General features: G+C 70.3%; 17 protein-coding genes. 7 read left to right on the forward strand and 10 right to left on the reverse strand.

Annotated features, from left to right (window positions below; translation table 11 throughout):
• Positions 1 to 41: 41 nt before the first annotated feature.
• Genes J8403_RS01815 through J8403_RS01825 form a run of 3 tightly spaced genes read left to right on the forward strand, consistent with a single transcriptional unit; the run spans position 42 to position 3,104 of the window.
• Positions 42 to 638 (forward strand): flavodoxin family protein, encoded by a 597-nt coding sequence (locus J8403_RS01815; RefSeq protein ID WP_211128035.1) that lies wholly within the window; start codon positions 42 to 44, stop codon positions 636 to 638.
• Positions 635 to 2,242: an MFS transporter gene (locus tag J8403_RS01820; protein WP_246585644.1), complete on the forward strand. Its 1,608-nt coding sequence runs from the start codon at positions 635 to 637 to the stop codon at positions 2,240 to 2,242. The genes J8403_RS01815 and J8403_RS01820 overlap by 4 nt, the downstream gene beginning before the upstream one ends.
• The gene (locus tag J8403_RS01825) at positions 2,226 to 3,104 is read left to right on the forward strand and encodes a LysR family transcriptional regulator (RefSeq protein WP_211121505.1); all 879 of its coding nucleotides are present in this window, start codon (positions 2,226 to 2,228) and stop codon (positions 3,102 to 3,104) included. The genes J8403_RS01820 and J8403_RS01825 overlap by 17 nt, the downstream gene beginning before the upstream one ends.
• 45 nt (positions 3,105 to 3,149) lie before the next feature.
• Here J8403_RS01825 and J8403_RS01830 read toward each other — a convergent pair whose 3' ends face one another.
• Positions 3,150 to 4,469 carry a sensor histidine kinase gene (locus tag J8403_RS01830; protein WP_211121506.1) on the reverse strand — a complete coding sequence of 440 codons (1,320 nt, stop codon included), beginning with the start codon at positions 4,467 to 4,469 and terminating at the stop codon, positions 3,150 to 3,152.
• On the reverse strand, positions 4,466 to 5,161 hold the full coding sequence (locus tag J8403_RS01835) for a response regulator transcription factor (RefSeq protein WP_211121507.1): 696 nt from the start codon (positions 5,159 to 5,161) through the stop codon (positions 4,466 to 4,468). Before J8403_RS01835 ends, J8403_RS01830 begins: the two co-directional genes overlap by 4 nt.
• A 374-nt stretch (positions 5,162 to 5,535) precedes the next feature.
• Between J8403_RS01835 and J8403_RS01840 the strand changes: the two genes are divergently transcribed.
• The gene (locus J8403_RS01840; RefSeq protein WP_425519740.1) at positions 5,536 to 5,763 is read left to right on the forward strand and encodes a hypothetical protein; all 228 of its coding nucleotides are present in this window, start codon (positions 5,536 to 5,538) and stop codon (positions 5,761 to 5,763) included.
• Between the two features lie 219 nt (positions 5,764 to 5,982).
• Here the strand turns inward: J8403_RS01840 and J8403_RS01845 are convergent, their stop codons facing one another.
• Genes J8403_RS01845 through J8403_RS01855 form a run of 3 tightly spaced genes read right to left on the reverse strand, consistent with a single transcriptional unit; the run spans position 5,983 to position 8,118 of the window.
• Positions 5,983 to 6,852 (reverse strand): ABC transporter permease, encoded by an 870-nt coding sequence (locus J8403_RS01845; protein WP_211121508.1) that lies wholly within the window; start codon positions 6,850 to 6,852, stop codon positions 5,983 to 5,985.
• Positions 6,812 to 7,666 (reverse strand): ABC transporter ATP-binding protein, encoded by an 855-nt coding sequence (locus J8403_RS01850; RefSeq protein ID WP_211121509.1) that lies wholly within the window; start codon positions 7,664 to 7,666, stop codon positions 6,812 to 6,814. The genes J8403_RS01845 and J8403_RS01850 overlap by 41 nt, the downstream gene beginning before the upstream one ends.
• Positions 7,663 to 8,118 (reverse strand): MarR family winged helix-turn-helix transcriptional regulator, encoded by a 456-nt coding sequence (locus J8403_RS01855; protein WP_211121510.1) that lies wholly within the window; start codon positions 8,116 to 8,118, stop codon positions 7,663 to 7,665. The genes J8403_RS01850 and J8403_RS01855 overlap by 4 nt, the downstream gene beginning before the upstream one ends.
• Before the next feature lie 191 nt (positions 8,119 to 8,309).
• On the opposite strand from J8403_RS01855, the gene J8403_RS01860 reads away from it, so the two are divergent.
• Positions 8,310 to 8,957: a hypothetical protein gene (locus tag J8403_RS01860; RefSeq protein WP_211121511.1), complete on the forward strand. Its 648-nt coding sequence runs from the start codon at positions 8,310 to 8,312 to the stop codon at positions 8,955 to 8,957.
• A gap of 102 nt (positions 8,958 to 9,059) precedes the next feature.
• Here J8403_RS01860 and J8403_RS01865 read toward each other — a convergent pair whose 3' ends face one another.
• The 5 genes from J8403_RS01865 to J8403_RS01885 form a co-directional block, all read right to left on the reverse strand.
• Complete coding sequence (locus tag J8403_RS01865) at positions 9,060 to 9,920, reverse strand: ABC transporter permease (RefSeq protein ID WP_211121512.1); 861 nt, start codon at positions 9,918 to 9,920, stop codon at positions 9,060 to 9,062.
• Complete coding sequence (locus tag J8403_RS01870; RefSeq protein WP_211121513.1) at positions 9,917 to 10,867, reverse strand: ABC transporter permease; 951 nt, start codon at positions 10,865 to 10,867, stop codon at positions 9,917 to 9,919. Before J8403_RS01870 ends, J8403_RS01865 begins: the two co-directional genes overlap by 4 nt.
• A gap of 10 nt (positions 10,868 to 10,877) precedes the next feature.
• Complete coding sequence (locus J8403_RS01875; protein WP_211121514.1) at positions 10,878 to 12,440, reverse strand: ABC transporter substrate-binding protein; 1,563 nt, start codon at positions 12,438 to 12,440, stop codon at positions 10,878 to 10,880.
• Positions 12,441 to 12,692: 252 nt separating this feature from the next.
• Positions 12,693 to 13,337 carry a hypothetical protein gene (locus tag J8403_RS01880; RefSeq protein ID WP_211121515.1) on the reverse strand — a complete coding sequence of 215 codons (645 nt, stop codon included), beginning with the start codon at positions 13,335 to 13,337 and terminating at the stop codon, positions 12,693 to 12,695.
• Between the two features lie 130 nt (positions 13,338 to 13,467).
• The gene (locus J8403_RS01885) at positions 13,468 to 14,727 is read right to left on the reverse strand and encodes an ROK family transcriptional regulator (RefSeq protein WP_211121516.1); all 1,260 of its coding nucleotides are present in this window, start codon (positions 14,725 to 14,727) and stop codon (positions 13,468 to 13,470) included.
• A gap of 143 nt (positions 14,728 to 14,870) precedes the next feature.
• On the opposite strand from J8403_RS01885, the gene J8403_RS01890 reads away from it, so the two are divergent.
• On the forward strand, positions 14,871 to 16,340 hold the full coding sequence (locus J8403_RS01890) for a sulfatase family protein (RefSeq protein ID WP_211121517.1): 1,470 nt from the start codon (positions 14,871 to 14,873) through the stop codon (positions 16,338 to 16,340).
• A 429-nt stretch (positions 16,341 to 16,769) separates the two neighbouring features.
• Positions 16,770 to 17,237 (forward strand): DUF6924 domain-containing protein, encoded by a 468-nt coding sequence (locus tag J8403_RS01895; RefSeq protein ID WP_211121518.1) that lies wholly within the window; start codon positions 16,770 to 16,772, stop codon positions 17,235 to 17,237.
• Positions 17,238 to 17,243: the final 6 nt, after the last annotated feature.

Here is a 17,243-nt window from a genome sequence, read left to right on the forward strand (position 1 = left end):
AGCCCGAAAACCGCGTTTTCGAGGAGGCTGTTGTGACCGCCTTGACCGATCCGGTACGCATCTCGATCGCCTGTCACGGCGGACGTGGTCACACCGCCAGGCTGGCGGAGGCCGTACGAGCCGGGGCGAGCCGGGTCCCGCACACCGAGGTCGCCGCCATCCGGGTCGACCGGATCACCGATCAGGAATGGCATCGGCTCGACGATGCCGACGCCATCGTCTTCGGTGCGCCGACCTATATGGGCACGGCCTCGTCGGCGTTCCACGCCTTCGCGGAGGCGAGCGCCCGGCGCTGGCTCACCCGCCGCTGGCAGGACAAGCTGGCGGCGGGTTTCACCAACTCCGGCTCGATGGCCGGAGACAAGGCCGGCACCCTGGGCTATTTCGCCACTCTCGCCGCACAGCACGGCATGCTCTGGGCCAGCCTCGGCCTGCCTCCCGGGTGGAATTCCTCCTCCGGCAGCGAGTTCGACCTGAACCGGCTCGGTTTCTTCCAGGGCGCCGCGGCGCAGTCCGCGGTGGACGACAGATCGGGTGCGGTGCACAAGTCCGACCTCGCCACCGCGGAACATCTCGGGCACCGGGTCGCGGAGCTCACCCGGACCCTGGTCGCGGGCAGACGAGCGCTGGCGCCGTGAGCCACCGGCCCGCGGTGTCGCTCGCGGCCGGGGGCGAGGGCCGCGGCGTGGCCACCTCCGCCCGGCAGTGGTGGACCGTGGCCGTGGCGGTCCTGGCGCAGACGCTGGTCCTGCTGGACAACACGGTCCTCAACGTGGCGATGGAAACCCTCGCCGATCCGGTGCACGGGCTCGGGGCGAGCTCCGCCGACCTGGCGTGGGCCAACGCCTCGTACTCGCTGGTCTTCGCCGCGGGCAGCTTCGCCGGAGGCGCGCTCGCCGACCGCTACGGGCCGCGGCGCATCCTGGTCACCGGGCTGGTGGTGCTGGCCGGCGCCTCCACACTGGCCGCGTTCTCGGCCGGGGCCACGGAGCTGACCGTCACCCGTGGTGTCATGGGCGCGGGCGGGGCGCTGATCACCCCGGCGACGCTGGCGATCGTCACCCGCGCCGGCGCACCGGCCGACCGGACGCGGGCGATCGCGGTCTGGGCCTCCGCGGGCGGCGCCGCCGTGGCGCTGGGACCGGTGGTGGGCGGTGCGCTGCTGACCCGGTTCTGGTGGGGCTCGGTGTTCCTGGTCAACCTTCCGGTGGTGGCGGTGTGCCTGCTCGGCGTGTGGCTCCTGGTGCCCGGGCTGCGCTACGCCGAGCGCAGGGTGCTCGACCCACTGGGCCTGGCGCTGTCCGTACTGGGGCTGGGTCTTGTGGTGTACGGCGTCATCCGGGGCGGCCGCCCGGCCGGCTGGTCGAGCCCGGCCACGCTGCTGCCGCTGGCGGTCGGTCTCGCCCTGCTGGCGGCGTACGTGAGGTCGCAGAGCCGCCGAGCCGCGCCGGGTTTCGATGTGCGCCTGTTCGCCGAGCCGCGCTTCGCGGGCGGCACGGTGACCCTGCTGTTGCTCTTCTTCGGCCTGGCGGGGCAGCTCTTCTACTGCGCCTTCTATCTGCAGGGGGTGCACGGGCTGTCGACGCTGGCCGCCGGGGCCGTGATGTCGGCCGCCGCGGGCGGCATCGTGCTCGGCAACCAGATATCCCCGGCGCTGTCCCGGCGGCTGACCGTCCGCTGGTGCGCGGTCGCCGGGATACTCCTGTCCAGCGTCACCTTCGGCGGCTATGTGTTCTTCGATGCGGGCACCCCGGTGGCCTGGATCGCCGGGGTGCTCTTCGCGCAGGGCGCCGGTATCGGCCTGGTGGTGGCGCCGATGACGGCGGAGATGATGGCCTCCCTGCCCGCGCGATACACCGGCGCCGGTGCGGCGATCAACGCCGCCGCCCGGCCGGTGGGCAGCACCCTCGGGGTCGCGGTGCTCGGCTCGGTGCTCGCCACCGCCTACCGCGGGGCCATCCGGCCCTCGCTCACCGATCTGCCTCCCGGGCCACGGGAGACGGCCCTGGACTCGGCGGAGGCCGCCCGGGCGGTGGCGCGGTCGCTGAGCCGCCCCGACCTCCTCGCCGCCGCGAACCGGGCCTATCTGCACGCCATGTACGTCACCGCCGCGTGGACGACGCTGCTGTCCGTGGCCGGTGCCGTTCTCGTCATCGGATATTTCCGGCCGCGACCATCAACGACGGAGGCAGGAAGTGGACATGGGGCTGCGCCATCTTCGGATCGTGCTCACCGTGGCTGAGTCGGGCAGCATCAGCCATGCGGCCGCCACTTTGCAGATCGCCCAATCCGGCCTGTCCACCCAGCTCAGACGCATTGAGCAGGAATTCGGCGGGCCGCTGTTCCGCCGCCGCCCGCACGGTGTCGAGCCGACCGAGCTCGGCGTCCATGTCCTGGGCAGAGCACGGCAGTTGCTCGACGAGTTCGGTGATCTGCTCGCCACGGCACGGACACTGGCCCAGCCGGCCGAACCGCCGCAGGCCGTCGGGCTGGGCGGAGTGGACAACCCCTGGGTGCCGCTGATCGCCGTACTCATCCGGGAGCGGCTGCCGCACCATGAACAGCTGACCTATCTGGAACCCTCCTCCCAGGCCGTGCTGGAGTTGCTGCGCACCGAGAAGATCGCGCTCGCGGTCGTCAGTGAGTTCCCGGATGTCGTGCCGCCCCCGGTGCGCGAGTTCACCGTCCGCGACCTCGATACCGAACCGGTGCTGATCGGCCTCTCCCCCGGCCACCGGCTGGCCCATCGGCAGCTGATCACCCTGGAAGAACTGGCCGAGGACACCTGGGTCGCCCCCGGCGACCGCTCCGACGGTCTCGGCCTGAGCCTGAGGATCGCGTGTGAGCGTGCGGGGTTCACCCCTCGGTTCCGGTATTTCGGCGCCGACCAGACGACCGCGTCGGCCATCGTGAGCGCCGGGAACGCGATCGGGGCCTTCTTCGCGCCGGGCGACCACTGCCCGGGGGTCGCGCTGAAGCGGCTGGCGAACGGCCGGCTGTGGCGCCGGACACGGCTGGTGTGGGACGCCGAGTCGCCGCTGGCCGGGCTCGCCGAAGATCTCGACAGCGGTGCCCTCGACTGGCGTCGGCCGCAGGCCTCATGAACCGGCCCTGGCACCGATATGTCCTCGGGCTGCCCGACCTTCGCGTCAGTGCCCGGAAACATCCGGCCGTCCGCCTCCCGCGGAGAGGCACGAGGCGATCGTCCGTTGCCGCGGAATGGTCTCCCCCGCCCGCGCCGCCGGCAGCTCCACGGTGAACAGCGCACCCTGCCCCGGCCGTCCACCGGCGGTGATCCGCCCGCCATGGCTTTCGACCACCTCACGGGCCAGTGCCAGTCCGAGCCCGAACCGTCTGCCACGGCCGGCGGCCCCCCTGGCGAACCGCTCGAACATGCGGGTGGCCTCCTCCGGTGCGAACCCCACGCCGGTGTCGCGTACGGACAGCGACACGATGCCGGGAAGCGGGGCGTCCACGGACACCACGACCTCCCCACCGGGCGGAGTGTGCCCCATCGCGTTGTCGACCAGCGCGGCGATCACCCGGCGCAACGCCGACGTGGTGCCCATCACCACATGCCGCCCCGGCCCGCACCGAAGCCCCACGGTCAGCCGCATCGTCTGGGCCCGGGCATCCTCGGCGGACACCGCCTCCTCGGCGAGCGTGGCCAGGTCGACCGGCTCGCGGGATCCCGGCGACTGGGACAGCCGCGCGGAGAGCAGCAGGTCGTCTATGACGTCGCCGAGCTGCCGCGTTCCGGTCACCAGGCGCCGCAGGTCGGTGGCGAGCTGCTGCGGGGTGGCCGTGCCGGAGCGCCGGACCAGCAACTGGGCGCGGGTGTGCAACTGGGTCAGTGGTGTGCGCAGTTCATGACTGGCGTCCGCGACGAACCGCCGCTGCCGGTCCAGTGCCTCGGAGAGCGGCCGCATCGCCCGTCGCGCGAGCATGCCGCTGGCGAGGGCGACGAGCAGCAGACCGACCGCCTCGGCCGCCGCGAAGGCGAGCAGCAGATGGTTGCGGTCGGCACGCTGGAACCGTTCGCCGTAAGCTGCCTGGACGACCTCCGCGCCACGCCACGCGGTGCGCACCGTGTACTCCTCGCCACCTCGCTTCACCCGTTCCAGCATCGCGGGAGCGCCCGCGCGGACCGCGGCCAGGCTGGCTCTCACGGGGAGCCCGGCGGGGGTGCCGGGGGTGCTGCTGATCACTCCGTCCCGCTCCACGGTCATCCACACGCACACCGGCGGGCTGTCGATGGTGTTGTGGTCGATCCCCCACTGGGTTTCGCGCTCCGCGTCGGCACGTTGGGCGAACAGCATGACGCCATAGACGATGACCCCGATGATCAGCATGATCACCGACATCACCAGCGAGATGCGCCGGGTTATCGTCCACTGGGCGGAGGAGAGTCTCCGCTGCTCGGGGCCGGGCGCCGTGCGACGCGGGAAACGGATCGGAATCGAATTCACAGCGTCCCCATCTGATAGCCGCGCCCGCGCACGGTGCGGACGACGTCCCGGCCCAGTTTCCGCCGCAGGTAGTAGACATAGGTGTCGACAATGGACTCCGCAGAGGTGTCGGGAAACACCCGCTCGCGAAGGTGTGAACGGTCGTGCACGATCTTGGGGCCTTCGGCGAGCGCGTGGAGCAGGCCGAATTCCCGCAAGGACAGCTCGATGCCCGTGCCGTCGGCAAGGCGGACCTCGCGGCGCCGCAGGTCCAGCTCTCCGTCGCCGAGCGGAAGGATTTCGGCGCCCGAGAGGTCGCGCCGGTGCAACGCCCGCACCCTGGCCAGCAGTTCGTCCACTTCGAAGGGCTTGACCAGATAGTCGTCCGCGCCCGAATCGAGGCCGGCGACCCGCTCGCCGAGTTCGCCCAGCGCGGTCAGTACCAGGACCCGCGTGGTCACACCGACCCGCCGTAATCGTTTCACCAGGTCCAGGCCCTCGATACCCGGAAGCATACGATCGACCACCATCACCTGATGTCGTCGGCTGAGCCCGAGATGAAGCCCCCGATGGCCGTCGAATGCCACCTCGACGTCGTAACCCTCTGAGCTGAACAATTCGGCCAGCATGTCTGCGGTTTCCCGGTCGTCCTCGATCAGTAACAGCCGTGTCTGATTCGCAGTCGACCGGTCTATATCGGCTGGATAGATCATTCGCTCATCTTGGCAGTCCGGATGTGGACACAGCGCGTCGTATCTCGGCCGTCGGGCGACGAGTTCCAAAGGGCTTCCATCGTCTCGGCAGGGCCGACCGTGTCAGCTCCTCACGACGCCGCGCAGCAGCAGGTCGATGAGCCGGGTGGCCAGCTCACGCTGGTCCTCGCCGGCGGCCATGAGGCTGATCCCGCCGAGGGCCATCAGCACGTCCTGGGCGTCGGCCTCCGGCCGCGCCGCCGACCGGCCCTCGCCGGGCGACAGCAGGTGGTCGATCGCCTCGGCGAGCAGGGTCCGGGTCGAGCACCCGGCTCGGCCGCCACATCGGGGACATCTCCCACAGCCCCGCCTCGTTCGACCCCACCAGCACCGACGTGTCCTGGAAGAACATCGAGAAGGGGGCCGCGACCTCCGTGCTGCTCGCCGCCTCCCCGCTGACCGAGGGCGTGACCGGCCGGTACTTCGAGGACTGCAACGAGGCCGGACCCCACCAGCCCGGTGTCCGGCGCGGAGTGGCCGCCCACGCACTGGACGCTCGCCACGCGGCCCGCCTGTGGCAGACCTCCCTCGACCTGCTCACGACCACGGCAACCACGGTCTGACCACGCCATCCCCCAGGGGGTCACGAGACGTCGGCTCGACCACGGGACGTGTGGCGGCCGTCGCCCCCGATGTCCGAGTGGGGCCGGGGTCACCGGCTGACTCAGTGTCCAGCGCTCTGGCCACCGTCCACGTGCCCAACGCGACGGTGTTGACCCGAATGCCACGGGGCGCATAGTCGATCGCCAGCTCCCTGATGACCGCGTTCAGTCCGCCTTTGGTCAGCGCGCCAGCCGCCCCAGCAGGGAGGAGGCCGCCGTGATACCGGCCGCGGCGGCCAGGAGCAGGACGGCGTAGTCGAGTGCGAGATGGTGCGGGGTGCCAAGCAGTAGTCCGCGCAACGCGTCGACCTGGTAGCTCAGCGGATTGGCGGTGCTGACGGCCTGGAGCCAGCCGGGCATGAGGGCCACCGGGTACAGCGCGTTGGAGCCGAAGAACAGCGGCATGGTGATGGCCTGCCCGATGCCCATCAGCCGGTCGCGGGTCAGCACGATCCCGGCGATGGTCATCGACAGGCAGGAGAAGAAGGCCGAGCCCAGGATCACCGCGACGGCCACCCCGAGGAGCCGCAGCGGATTCCAGGTCAGCGCGACCCCGAGCAGCGCCGCGATGACGATCACCACGACCGCCTGGATCAGCGCCTTCACCCCGGAGGCGAATGCCTTGCCGGTGATCAGGGCGGCTCGCGGGGTGGGGGTGACCAGCAGTTTGGTGAGGATGCCGGCGTCCCGCTCCCAGATGATCTGGATGCCGTAGAAGATGGCGATGAACATCGCGGACTGGGCGATGATGCCGGGCGCGAGATAGTCGATGTACGGCGTGCCGCCGGTCGGTATGGCCTTGAGCCGGGTGAACGTCTCGCCGAAGATCAGCAGCCAGAGGGCGGGCTGGACGGCCCGGGTGTACAACTCGGTGCGGTCGTGCCGCAGCTTCTGCAGCTCGACCACGCACATCGCGACGACCCGCGCGGGCAGCACCCGCCAGCCGGTGCGGGCGCGCGGCGGGGTCAGCAGCGGATCGGGCCGTCCGTCCGGGACGAGCCCGGCGGCATCAGCCGACCCGGGACGCGGTGCGACGGGTGCTTCGGACATCGCGGAAATCTCCTCCCTGCTCGTCGAGGCCACTTCCGGCGACGTCCCGGAAGACGTCCTCCAGAGTCGGCTTCGGGTCGGTCTCGCCCTCCGCCCGGCGGCGGCCGGCCAGCTCGGAGCGGAGCTCGCCGGGCGTGCCGAGTGCGTGGATCCGGCCGCGGTGCATCAGCGCGACCCGGTCGCAGTACTGGTCGGCCTCGTCCATGTAGTGCGTGGTGACCAGCACGGTCATCCCGGTGGCCGCCCGTACCGCGTTGATGTGCTCCCACACGCTGGTCCGGGCGATCGGGTCCAGGCCGATCGTCGGCTCGTCCAGCATCAGCAGCCGGGGCGCGCTGACCAGGGCCTGGGCCAGTTCGAGGCGGCGGACCATGCCTCCGGAGTACGTTTTGGCGAGCCTGTCGGCCGCCGGGGTGAGGTCCACCGCCTCCAGCACCCGCGCCACGCGGTCGGCCCGCTCCCGGCGGGTGACGTCGAAGACGCGGGCGAACAGCTCCACGTTCTCCCGGCCGGTGAGTCCGGCGTCGGCGGACAGCTGCTGCGGTACGTAACCCAGCAGCCGGCGGACCGCCATCCGCTCCTTCGCGGCGTCGTGCCCGAACACCCGCACCATCCCGGCGGGGACCGGCAGCAGTGTGGTGATGCAGCGGATCGCGGTGGTCTTGCCCGCTCCGTTGGGTCCGAGCAGCCCGAAGACCTCGCCCGCCCGGACCGACAGCTCCAGGTCGTCGACCGCCTTGGTCTCCCCGAACGCGTACCTCAGACCCTCGCAGACGAGCGCGACCGGAGACGTGCTCTCCGAGGCGTCGGTCATATCCCATCCACCTCCTCATGAAGGTTCTCGGCCAGCCGGCGCAGCGCCGGAACGGCCGCGGCCAGCGCCGCCCGATCGCTCTCGGACAGCCGCGCCACCTGCTCACGGACCAGCGCGCCGCGCCGTGCCTGCCACTCCCGCAGCCGGGTCTCGGCGGCGGGAGTGGTCGTCAGCCGTGCGGAGCGCCGGTCCTCGGGATCGGTCTCGCGGTGCAGATAGCCCGCCTTCACCAGCTGGTTGACCAGGGTGGAGACCGAGTTTCCCGCGAGATAGAGCTCCTTGGCCGCGGCCGACACCCGGATCCCGGGCTGGGCCATGACCAGCCGCAACAGCTCCACCTGGGCACCGCGCAGCCGCGGCTCCGTCATCCCGGCCCGCAGCCGCCGCCGGATCAGCCGCTGGACGCCGCCCAGCACATCGGCGAACGAATCGGGGAACTCCTCTGTGGCCATGTCCCCACTTTACCTCTCAGTGAGAGGTAACTTTCCACACCCGAACCGGTCGGGGTCCGGCGGATCACCTCACAGGAAGCCCACAAGGCCGTCTCCTACCGTCCCGTGCCCACGGAAACGAAGATCGTCCCGCCGCCGCGGTCAGCAATGGCCAGCCGAACCAGGGCTTCACCGTCTGGTACCCACCCGTCGTGCCCAAGAGCCAGACCATCCGCGTCGACAAGGACATTTGGCGCGAGGTCGCCGATCTCGCCTCGGCCGGAGCGGACGACCGCGTCTACGCCTTCGACCCGCGCAGCGGCAGGATCCGCTTCGGCGACGGGCACCACGGAGAGGTCCCCCGGAAGGGCTCGAAGATCACCGCCGATTACGACTCCGGACCACACGCCGGTTTCGTCGACTACTACACGAAGATGAAGGCGGTCGATCCCACCATCGAGGTGCTCGCCATCTGGGCGCCCATCGAGGACGGGAAGCTGGCGGGCGGCAAGAGCTTCCCGGAACTCATGGCCGAGCACGGCCACGCGGACAAGTACGACGGCATGGCCATCCACCCGTACACCAACTTCTCCCGGGACCTCAAGGCCACGAGCTTCCCCGACAAGCGGGCCGGACACGACTACCAGATGCTCGGCGACGCGGCCGCCGCCACGATGGTCTCCGACCTCACCGCGCAGGTGCGCAAACACGGCAAGGACGACGCGTACATCGCCGTCTCCGAATGCGGCGCCCTCTTCTTCGGAGGGGAGCGCGAAGCCGACGCGTATCCCGCGACGCCGAACACCCCGACGCCGTCACCATCGAAAAGTCGCAGGCCACGGCTCACGGCGCCTCCCTGACCTGGACGTTCCCGGCACACTCGGTCACGCTTCTGCGCTTCCCACCGCCCTCGTCGAGCTAGCCTTCCGCCCGCTGTGCCGCTATCGGGGCCCCGCTTCGGTTCAGCGGCGCAGCAGGCTCGCGGTGAGACCGTCGGCCACGAGCTGGAATCCCAGTACGAGAAGGGTGACGGCGGCCATCGGGCCGATGGCGTACCAGGGGTTCTGTGCGAGGAAGTTCATGCTTCCCTGCAGCAGCGACCCCAAGGAGGGGGCCGGCGGGGGAATGCCGATCCCGACGTAACTCATGCCGCCCTCGATGAAGACGGCGGTCGACATCGACAGGGCGAACTGGACGATCAGCGGGTCGAGGCCGTTGGGCAGGATGTGGCGCAGCAGGATCCGCACCCGGCCCGAGCCGATGGCCGCGGCCGCCACGACATAATCGCGCTGCCACTCGCTGACGACCGAGGACCGGATGAGCCGGCCGAACAGCGGCACATTGACCAGGGCGATGGTCACCATGACGGCGGTGCGTCCGGAGCCGATGAGCATGGCGACCGTGACGCCCGCGACGAGCGCGGTGAACGACAGCATGACGTCGAACGCCCGCTGGACGACGGTGTCGAGCCACCGGGCCAGTCCGCTCGCGAGGCCGATGAGGATCCCGGTGAGGGCACCGATCGGGACGGCTATCACGGTGGCGAACACGTCCTGGCGCAGCCCGTACAGCACCCGGGAGAACAGGTCGCGGCCGTATTCGTCGGTGCCGAGCGGGTGGGCGGACGACGGATCGGCGAGGGCGAGCGGCCCTTGTTGGGTCGGCGAGGCGGGTGCCAGCAGCGGGGCCAGCACACCGGCCAGGACGAGCACGACGACGAGTCCGAGCCCCATGCTCAGCACCGGGCGGCGCAGCAGGCGCGACCGGTCTCCGCCACGGACGGCGACGGTGGCCGTCGGCGGTGCCTCGGTGGTGGTGGTCATGCTCGCTCCATCCTGAGCCGGGGATCGACGGCCGCGTGCAGCAGATCGGTGAGGGTCTGCAGGACGACGAACACCGTGACCGTGATGAGCAGCAGATTCTGCACGACGAAGTAGTCGCTGCTCTTGAGAGAGTCGATGATGAGCTGGCCCACGCCCGGCCAGGCGAAGATGGCCTCCACCACGATCGCCCCGCCGAGCATCTGGCCGATCTGGATGCCGAGGACGGTGAGCACCGGCGGCAGGGCGTTCGGAAGGGCGTGGCACAGGACGATCCGGCGCCGTCGCAGTCCTTTCGCCGTGCCGATGCGGATGTAGTCCTCGTCGAAGACCCGCCGGATGGAAGTCGACAGGAAGCGGGCCAGTACGGCGGCGGCGGGCAGGGCCAGGGCGAGGGCGGGCATGATCAGGTACTGCACACCGAGCTCCGGGTCCGCGGTCAGGGAGATGTGGCCGCCCGCGGGCAGGATGCGATGGGTGATGGCGAACACCATCACCAGGAGCACTCCGCTGACGTAGGGCGGTATCGCGAAGGCCAGTGCCGTCGCGGCGGCGGTCGCGCCGCGGATGAGGCGGCCTTTGGCCACGCCGAGCACAAGACCGGCCGGGCCGCCGAGCAGGACCGCCAGGACGATGGCGCCGAGGGTGAGTTCGAGCGTGTTGCCGAGGCCGTTGCCGATCAGGGTGGCGACAGGCACTCCGCGGACATAGGAGTCGCCGAGGTCGCCCGTCAGCACCCCGCCGAGCCAGGAGAGATACTGCCGGGGCAGCGAAGCGTCCAGTCCCAGCTGGTGCCGGACCACGGCCACGGTCCTGGCGGAGGCGTCCGGGCCCGCGGCGAGCACGGCGGGGTCGCCGGGCGCCAGGTGGAGAACGCCGAAGACCACGACCGACGCGATGGCCAGTACGAGCAGGGCCGAGGGGACACGCCGGAGGGCGTAGCGGAGCATGGGGTCCTCCTCATGCCAGATAGGCATTGTCGAGGTCGATGCCGTCGTACATGGTCCAGGCCAGACCCTGGAGCGAGGCCTGAATGGCATAGGTATGGGTGCTGTTGATCAGGTCGATGACGAACTGCTCCCTGAGGAGCAGCTCGTTGAGGTCGCGGTACGCGGCGGTCAGCGCGTCTCCCTTGCCGGTCCAGATCTCTTCGGCCAGGCGGCTGTACTCGGGATCGCGGAAGTTGGAGGCGTTCTGCTGGGCATTGAAGGGCCAAGCGCCTTTGACGAGGGTCGACGGCGTCAGTTGCCCGAAGCCGTGGCCGTTGACGAACAGGCCGGGGATCTTCCCGCTGACGAACAGCTTCTGGTACTCGGCGTCCTGCTTGGGTCGCAGTCGGCAGGTGAGGCCGATGTCCTCGAGGTTCGCCTGCACGATCTGGGCGATCGCGGCGTTGGTCGCCAGCGTGTTGCTGTAGTACAGGTCGACCGTGGCGCCGGCCGCGCCGGCCTGTCGCAGCAGACGTTTCGCCTTCTCCGGGTCGAGGGTGTAGGCCGCTGCCCGATCGGGGTCCCAGGCGGCCGAGGCCGGTGACCACGGCAGGCTGCTCGGTCGGCCGATCCCGCCCAGGGCCTGGGCGAGCACCCGCTGCCGGTCCACCGCCCAGGCCACTGCCTGCCGCACCTCGACCTTGTCCAGCGGGGGCACCTTGACGTTGGCCCCGATGTAATAGGTGAGATCGTGGGCATCCGACTGCACCAGGCGGAACCCCGGCCGGTCGCGGATGCCGGCGGCGTCGAGCGGCGAGAGGTCGAGGGCCAGATGTGTCTGGCCGGAGCGCAGGGAGGCCACGGCGGTGGACGACTGCGCGGCGATCGCGATCTCTATGCCGTCGAGGTAGGGACGGCCGGGTTTCCAGTAGTGGCGGTTGCGTTTCAGCGAGATCGACGAGCCCGGCTTGTAGGACTCGACGGTGAACGGCCCGGTGCCGATGATCTCCCGTCCCGAGGCGAGATCGGTCACCGACTCCCGGTCGATCATGACCATCATCTCGAACATGTCCCACACATTGCTGACGGCCTTGCCGAAGCCCACGGTGACTTCGTGATCGCCGGTCCGCTCGGCGGAGGTGACCTGCTGAGCCACGGACTTGACCTGGGAGGAGGTGGTGTCCTTGGTCAGGTGGTCCAGGACGAACACGACGTCGTCCGGTCCGAAGGGGCGGCCCGAGTGGAACCTCACGTCGTCACGGAGCTGGAAGACATGGGTCCGTCCGCCGTCCGTCACCCGCCAGCTCTTCGCGAGCGACGGCCTGGGCCGCAGAGTCCTGTGGTCCAGCTCGGTCAAGGTGTTGAAGACCGTGCGGCTCACCGAGAAGTTCGGATTGATCTGTGACAGCAGGAACGCGGGGAGGATGTCCGTGCCCTGGACCATATGCAGGGTGCCGCCGTGGCGCGGCCCGCCCCCGGACCCCTGCTGTTCCGCGACGGCACTGCGGCAGGCGGTGTTCAACGGGCCCGTGCCGAGCAGGAGTCCCGCGGCGAGGACCGTGCGGCGGGCTGGCTGACCACGTTGTCCGGTCACGCTGACTCCTACCGGTCGGTTGACCACACGAGCCGCGTGCCCGCGTGATGGTCGGCGAGGTCGGGGAAGAGGTGGGAGCAGGCGGCGTCGGGGCAGTCCGCGCCGCACCGCAGCCTCTCCCACCCCTTTAAATTAGAGTAGTTTATTTAACTACGCTGGAGTGACCTTGCAACCAAAACCCAGGGAGGTCAAGGGTCCCGCCGGGTGAGCCCGCCGCGGGATCCCCCGGTTCCCGCGGCCGCCATCGCCGTGTCAGCCGACGGAAAGACCCAGATCCGTCACATACCAGCGACCGCCCACGACGGCGGCCTCGACCCTGACACCGATCTCGTCCTCCTTCACCCCGGTGGAGTTCGACAGGACGATGGCCTTCAACGTCTGGCCGTCCACGGTGATCTGCTCACCGTCGACCGTCGCCTTCTGGTCCGCGACCGGGACCTTCGCCACCTTCACCGTCGGGGGATTCTTCGGCTGATCGGGGGCGAACGAGGCGTGCAGGCGGTGTACTTGCTGCTTCATCTGCCGGGCCTGCGGGGTGTCGCCGCCGCACATCGCCGCCGTGTTGGGCTTCGCGGGAGAGCCGCCGTCGGCCGATGTCGCCATGACCAGGCACGCCTTCTTGGGCTGGTCCTGTACGACCGCGGCGACCCAGGTGGCCACCGCCTCCTGCACCGTGGACCGACCGCCGGGACCGGGCCGCCCGGTCGGGGAGGGGGTGGGTTCGGCGGTCGTGCCGGTCGAGGCGGACGGGGCGGCCGAGGCCGAGCCGTCCTTCCCCTTCGGCTTCGAGGAGTCCGAGTCCGTCGAACACCCGGTGAGGGCCGGCGCCGCGGCCAGCAGCACACATACGCCGGCGATCCAGCCGGCAGCCGTCTTCTTCGGCATCGCGGTTTTCATGCGGTTCACGCTCTCTGGTAGTTCATCATCGGTCAGAACCCCGACGGCCCTCATCGCCGTCCTCGTGTGGCCGCGTATGCGGCCGGCCGGGACGGACGCGGAGGTGGCCGGTGGGGCATTCGGCAGGACGTCAGGCCGCCCTGGGGGCGGGGGCGAGTGGGTCGAGGTAGTCCGTCTCGGCCGTGTCGAGGGCGAGGCGTACGGCACCGGTGACCACGGCGTGCTCGCGCAACGGCGAGGCTTCGACACGGGGGACGCGCGGGACGAGGTCGGTCAGCCGGCGCCGCAGCGGCGGCAGCAGCACGTCTCCCGCTCCCGCCACGGCACCGGTGACCACCACCAGTTCGGGGGCGAGCAGCATCGTCAGCGTGGCGATCGCGCGGGCGGCCGCCTCCAGCCCCTCCTCCAGGGCACCGGCGGCGCCGAGGTCGCCCCGGCGGACGGCTTCGAAGACATCCCTCGCGCTCACGCGGCGCGGGTCCGCGTCGGTCAGGGTGCGCAGCTCGGCGCCCGGTGTGCCGGGGCGCGGCGGGGCGCCCCGGGCCGCCACCTTGGCGACCAGGGACGCTCCCCGCTCCCGGACCGATCTCGCGATGCCGTCGTCGCGGGAGTAGTCACCCATCAGGGACAGGAAACCGAGGTCCCGGGCGCTGTTGGCCTGGCCGCGCACCAGGGTGCCGCCGGTGCACATGCCCACCCCCAGCCGCTCCCCCGCCAGCAGGCAGACGACGTCCTGGGAGGTGCCCGCGCAGCCGCGCCAGCGCTCGCCGATGAGCGCCAGGTTGCAGTCGTTCTCCACGCACACCCGGGCGGAGAAGTCCCGGGCCAGCGCGGCGCGGAGGTCGACCCCGAGGAAGCCCGGGATGCCGGTGCGCTGCTGTACGACGCCGTCGGCGTCGACGGGACCGCTGGTGCCCACACAGACCGCCAGTACCTGCTCATCGCGCAGCCCGGCGGTGCGCACCACCTCGACGGCGAGCTTGCGCACCCGCATGATGCGCTGTTCCGGGCCGACCGACGGGTCACCGAACGCGATCCGCGCCTCGGCGACAAAGGCTCCGCGCAGATCGGCGACGACGACGCGGACACTGTGTGCGCCGATGTCGATGCCCAGGACATAACCGGCGGTCGCCGCGAACGAGAAGACCCTCGATGGCCTGCCGCGCCCGGACAGGCGCCCATCGACGCGATCGGTGCTCTCCCGGACCCAGCCGAGCTCGACGAGGTGGTGCGCGGCGGCGTGCACGGTGGGCCGCGACATGCCGGTGGCATCCATCAAGTCGCCGGAGGACATCTCCGCCCGCTCCGCGGGGCGTTCCCGCAGCTTTGCCAGGATGCGCGCGGCGTTGACCCTCCGGGCCAGGGCGGATGTAGCGATATCGCCCGGCATCTGCTGCGGCGCTCCTCTCGACTGCGCGCTGAGGACATTGACGAGCACGGGATCTTGACCCCGGCGCGCGCGGCCTGGAAGTCTAGCGCACGGCTTAAATAAACGACTCTCATAAAAAGCGAAGGACAGGAGGGCCACGCACGATGACCCGCAGCGCTTCTCCCTCCGGCCCCGCCACGTCCACACGGCGTCCGAACGTCCTCGTCTTCTTCACCGACCAGCAGCGCTGGGACACCACCGGTCTGCACGGGAACCCGCTCGGGCTCACTCCGGTCCTCGACCGCCTTGCCGCGGAGGGGGTGAGCGTGGACCGCTCCTTCACCTGTCAGCCCGTGTGCGCGCCCTCCCGCGCCAGCCTCCAGACCGGGCAGTACCCGACCACCACCGGCGTCTTCCGCAACGGCCTCGCCCTTCCCCGGGACACTCCGTCCCTCGCCCGTTCCTTCCGGGACGCGGGCTATGCCACCGGCTACATCGGTAAGTGGCATCTCGCCGGAGACCACACCGCCGGGCCGGTGCCGGAGGAGGACCGGGCCGGTTACGAACACTGGCTCGCCGCCAACCTGCTGGAATTCACCTCGGACGCCTACGAGACCACGCTGTACGACGGCAGTGGCGCCCCGCACCGCTTCGAGGGCTACCGCGCCGACGCGCTCGGCACCGCGGCGATCGACTTCATCGACCACGCCCGCGACCTCGACCACGGCCGCGACCTCGACCACGGCCAGGGCCAGGGCCAGAGGCAGGATCAGGACCACGACCAGGCCCAGGACCGGGCCCAGGACCGGCCGTTCTTCCTCTTCCTGTCCTTCCTGGAGCCCCACCACCAGAACTCCCGCGACGACTATCCCGCCCCGAACGGCTACCGCGACCGCTATGCCCCTCCCTGGGTGCCGTCCGATCTCGCCGCCCTCGGCGGCGGCAACTGGGCCGAGCATCTGCCCGGTTACTACGGAATGGTGCGCCGACTGGACGAGGTGCTCGGCCGCATCGTGTCCGCCCTGGAACGGCGTGGGGAGCTGGACGAGACCGTCATCCTCTTCACCTCCGACCACGGCTGCCACTTCAAGACCCGCAACGACGAGTACAAGCGCAGTGTGCACGACGCCTCCCTGCGCGTGCCCACCGTGCTGCGGGGGCCGGGGCTGCGCGGTGGCGTACGGCTGCCGGAACTGGTCAGCCATGTCGACCTGCCGCCCACGCTGTTGCGGGCCGCGGGCGTCCCCGTGCCACCACAGATGCAGGGACGGTCCCTGTTGCCGCTGCCACACGGCGGGGACGGCGCCGAGTGGCCGCGCGAGGTGCTCTTCCAGATCAGCGAATCGGAGGTCGGGCGAGGGCTGCGGACCGACCGCTGGAAGTACGCCGCGACCGCGCCGGGCGCCGACGCCTGGAACGAGCCGCGCGCCGAGCGGTATCAGGACGCCTACCTCTATGACCTGTACGCCGACCCCGATGAGGTGAGGAACCTCGTGGACGACCCGGCCCATGAGGACGTCCTGGTGGAGCTGCGACGGCGGCTGGCGCAGCGCATCGTCGACTCCGGTGAACCGCGGCCCTCGATCACCGCGACGGAGCCGGCCCCGAAGGCCGTGTCCGAGGACACCGTCTAGGCCGGTCGGCAGCGACTCCTCACATGAATCCCACAAAGACAGCATTTACCGTCCTATCCACGAAGACGCACAACTCGTGGGAGGTTGCGCCATGTTCGGCAGTCGCCGTTCGCGCTGTCCTCGTCGCCTTCGGAAGGAGCGGGAGCGCGCATGAGTGAAATAGGTGGGCGCCTCAGATGCTCGGCGAGAGGGCCGCCGCGAAGATGGTCTCCGACCTCATCGCACAGGTACGCGCGCACGGCAAGGACGGTGCCTGTGTCGCCGTCTCCCAATGCGGCGCCCACCCCGACGCCGTCACCATCGAAAAGTCACACACCACGGCCCACGGCACCTCCCTGACCTGGACGTTCCCGGCACACTCGGTCACGTTACTGCGATTCTCACCGGAAAAGGCAGGAGCCACATCGAGCAATAAGAAGAGGACTTCCCATGCGTGACCCCGCCATGCCACCGACCATCGATTTCACCCATCACGACTTCGAAGCCGAAGCCCTTGTCGTGCGTACGGACTACTCGGACGACGCGGCCTGGCGGAGGGTCGTCGATCTGCTCAACCAGCCCGATGACAACGGTTTCGAGGTGCGCACCTTCCTGCTCGACGACCGTGCGTTCACCGGCGCGAGTCCGGAGGACGTGATATCCGCTGCCGACGCCGAACCCGCGCTCGAAGTCGTCTTCCTGGCCGATGCCGCCACCATGACCGGCGACCACCCCCTGCTCGCGGTTTCGACCAGAATCCAGGAGCTGGAGGACGGGGACATGGAGCTCGACCGCGAATTCCGCCTGATGCCCCCGGATGTCAATTTGATGCATGTGAACCTGGCCATCGGCCATATGGACTTCTGGGAATTCGCCTATCACGCGGCTCGCGCCGCCGATCGCGTCCTCCGCCTGTGAGCCGGA

Origin of the sequence: Streptomyces yatensis (assembly GCF_018069625.1) — a bacterium.
Classification (GTDB): domain Bacteria; phylum Actinomycetota; class Actinomycetes; order Streptomycetales; family Streptomycetaceae; genus Streptomyces; species Streptomyces yatensis.

Excerpts from the sequence above, each read along its gene's own strand:
- J8403_RS01890 (WP_211121517.1), top strand. The coding sequence starts at position 14,871 with ATGACCCGCAGCGCTTCTCCCTCCGGCCCCGCCACGTCCACACGGCGT.
- J8403_RS01870 (WP_211121513.1), bottom strand. The coding sequence starts at position 10,867 with ATGCTCCGCTACGCCCTCCGGCGTGTCCCCTCGGCCCTGCTCGTACTG.
- J8403_RS01880 (WP_211121515.1), bottom strand. The coding sequence starts at position 13,337 with ATGAAAACCGCGATGCCGAAGAAGACGGCTGCCGGCTGGATCGCCGGC.
- J8403_RS01835 (WP_211121507.1), bottom strand. The coding sequence starts at position 5,161 with ATGATCTATCCAGCCGATATAGACCGGTCGACTGCGAATCAGACACGG.
- J8403_RS01895 (WP_211121518.1), top strand. The coding sequence starts at position 16,770 with ATGCGTGACCCCGCCATGCCACCGACCATCGATTTCACCCATCACGAC.
- J8403_RS01865 (WP_211121512.1), bottom strand. The coding sequence starts at position 9,920 with ATGACCACCACCACCGAGGCACCGCCGACGGCCACCGTCGCCGTCCGT.
- J8403_RS01845 (WP_211121508.1), bottom strand. The coding sequence starts at position 6,852 with ATGTCCGAAGCACCCGTCGCACCGCGTCCCGGGTCGGCTGATGCCGCC.
- J8403_RS01855 (WP_211121510.1), bottom strand. The coding sequence starts at position 8,118 with ATGGCCACAGAGGAGTTCCCCGATTCGTTCGCCGATGTGCTGGGCGGC.
- J8403_RS01885 (WP_211121516.1), bottom strand. The coding sequence starts at position 14,727 with ATGCCGGGCGATATCGCTACATCCGCCCTGGCCCGGAGGGTCAACGCC.
- J8403_RS01850 (WP_211121509.1), bottom strand. The coding sequence starts at position 7,666 with ATGACCGACGCCTCGGAGAGCACGTCTCCGGTCGCGCTCGTCTGCGAG.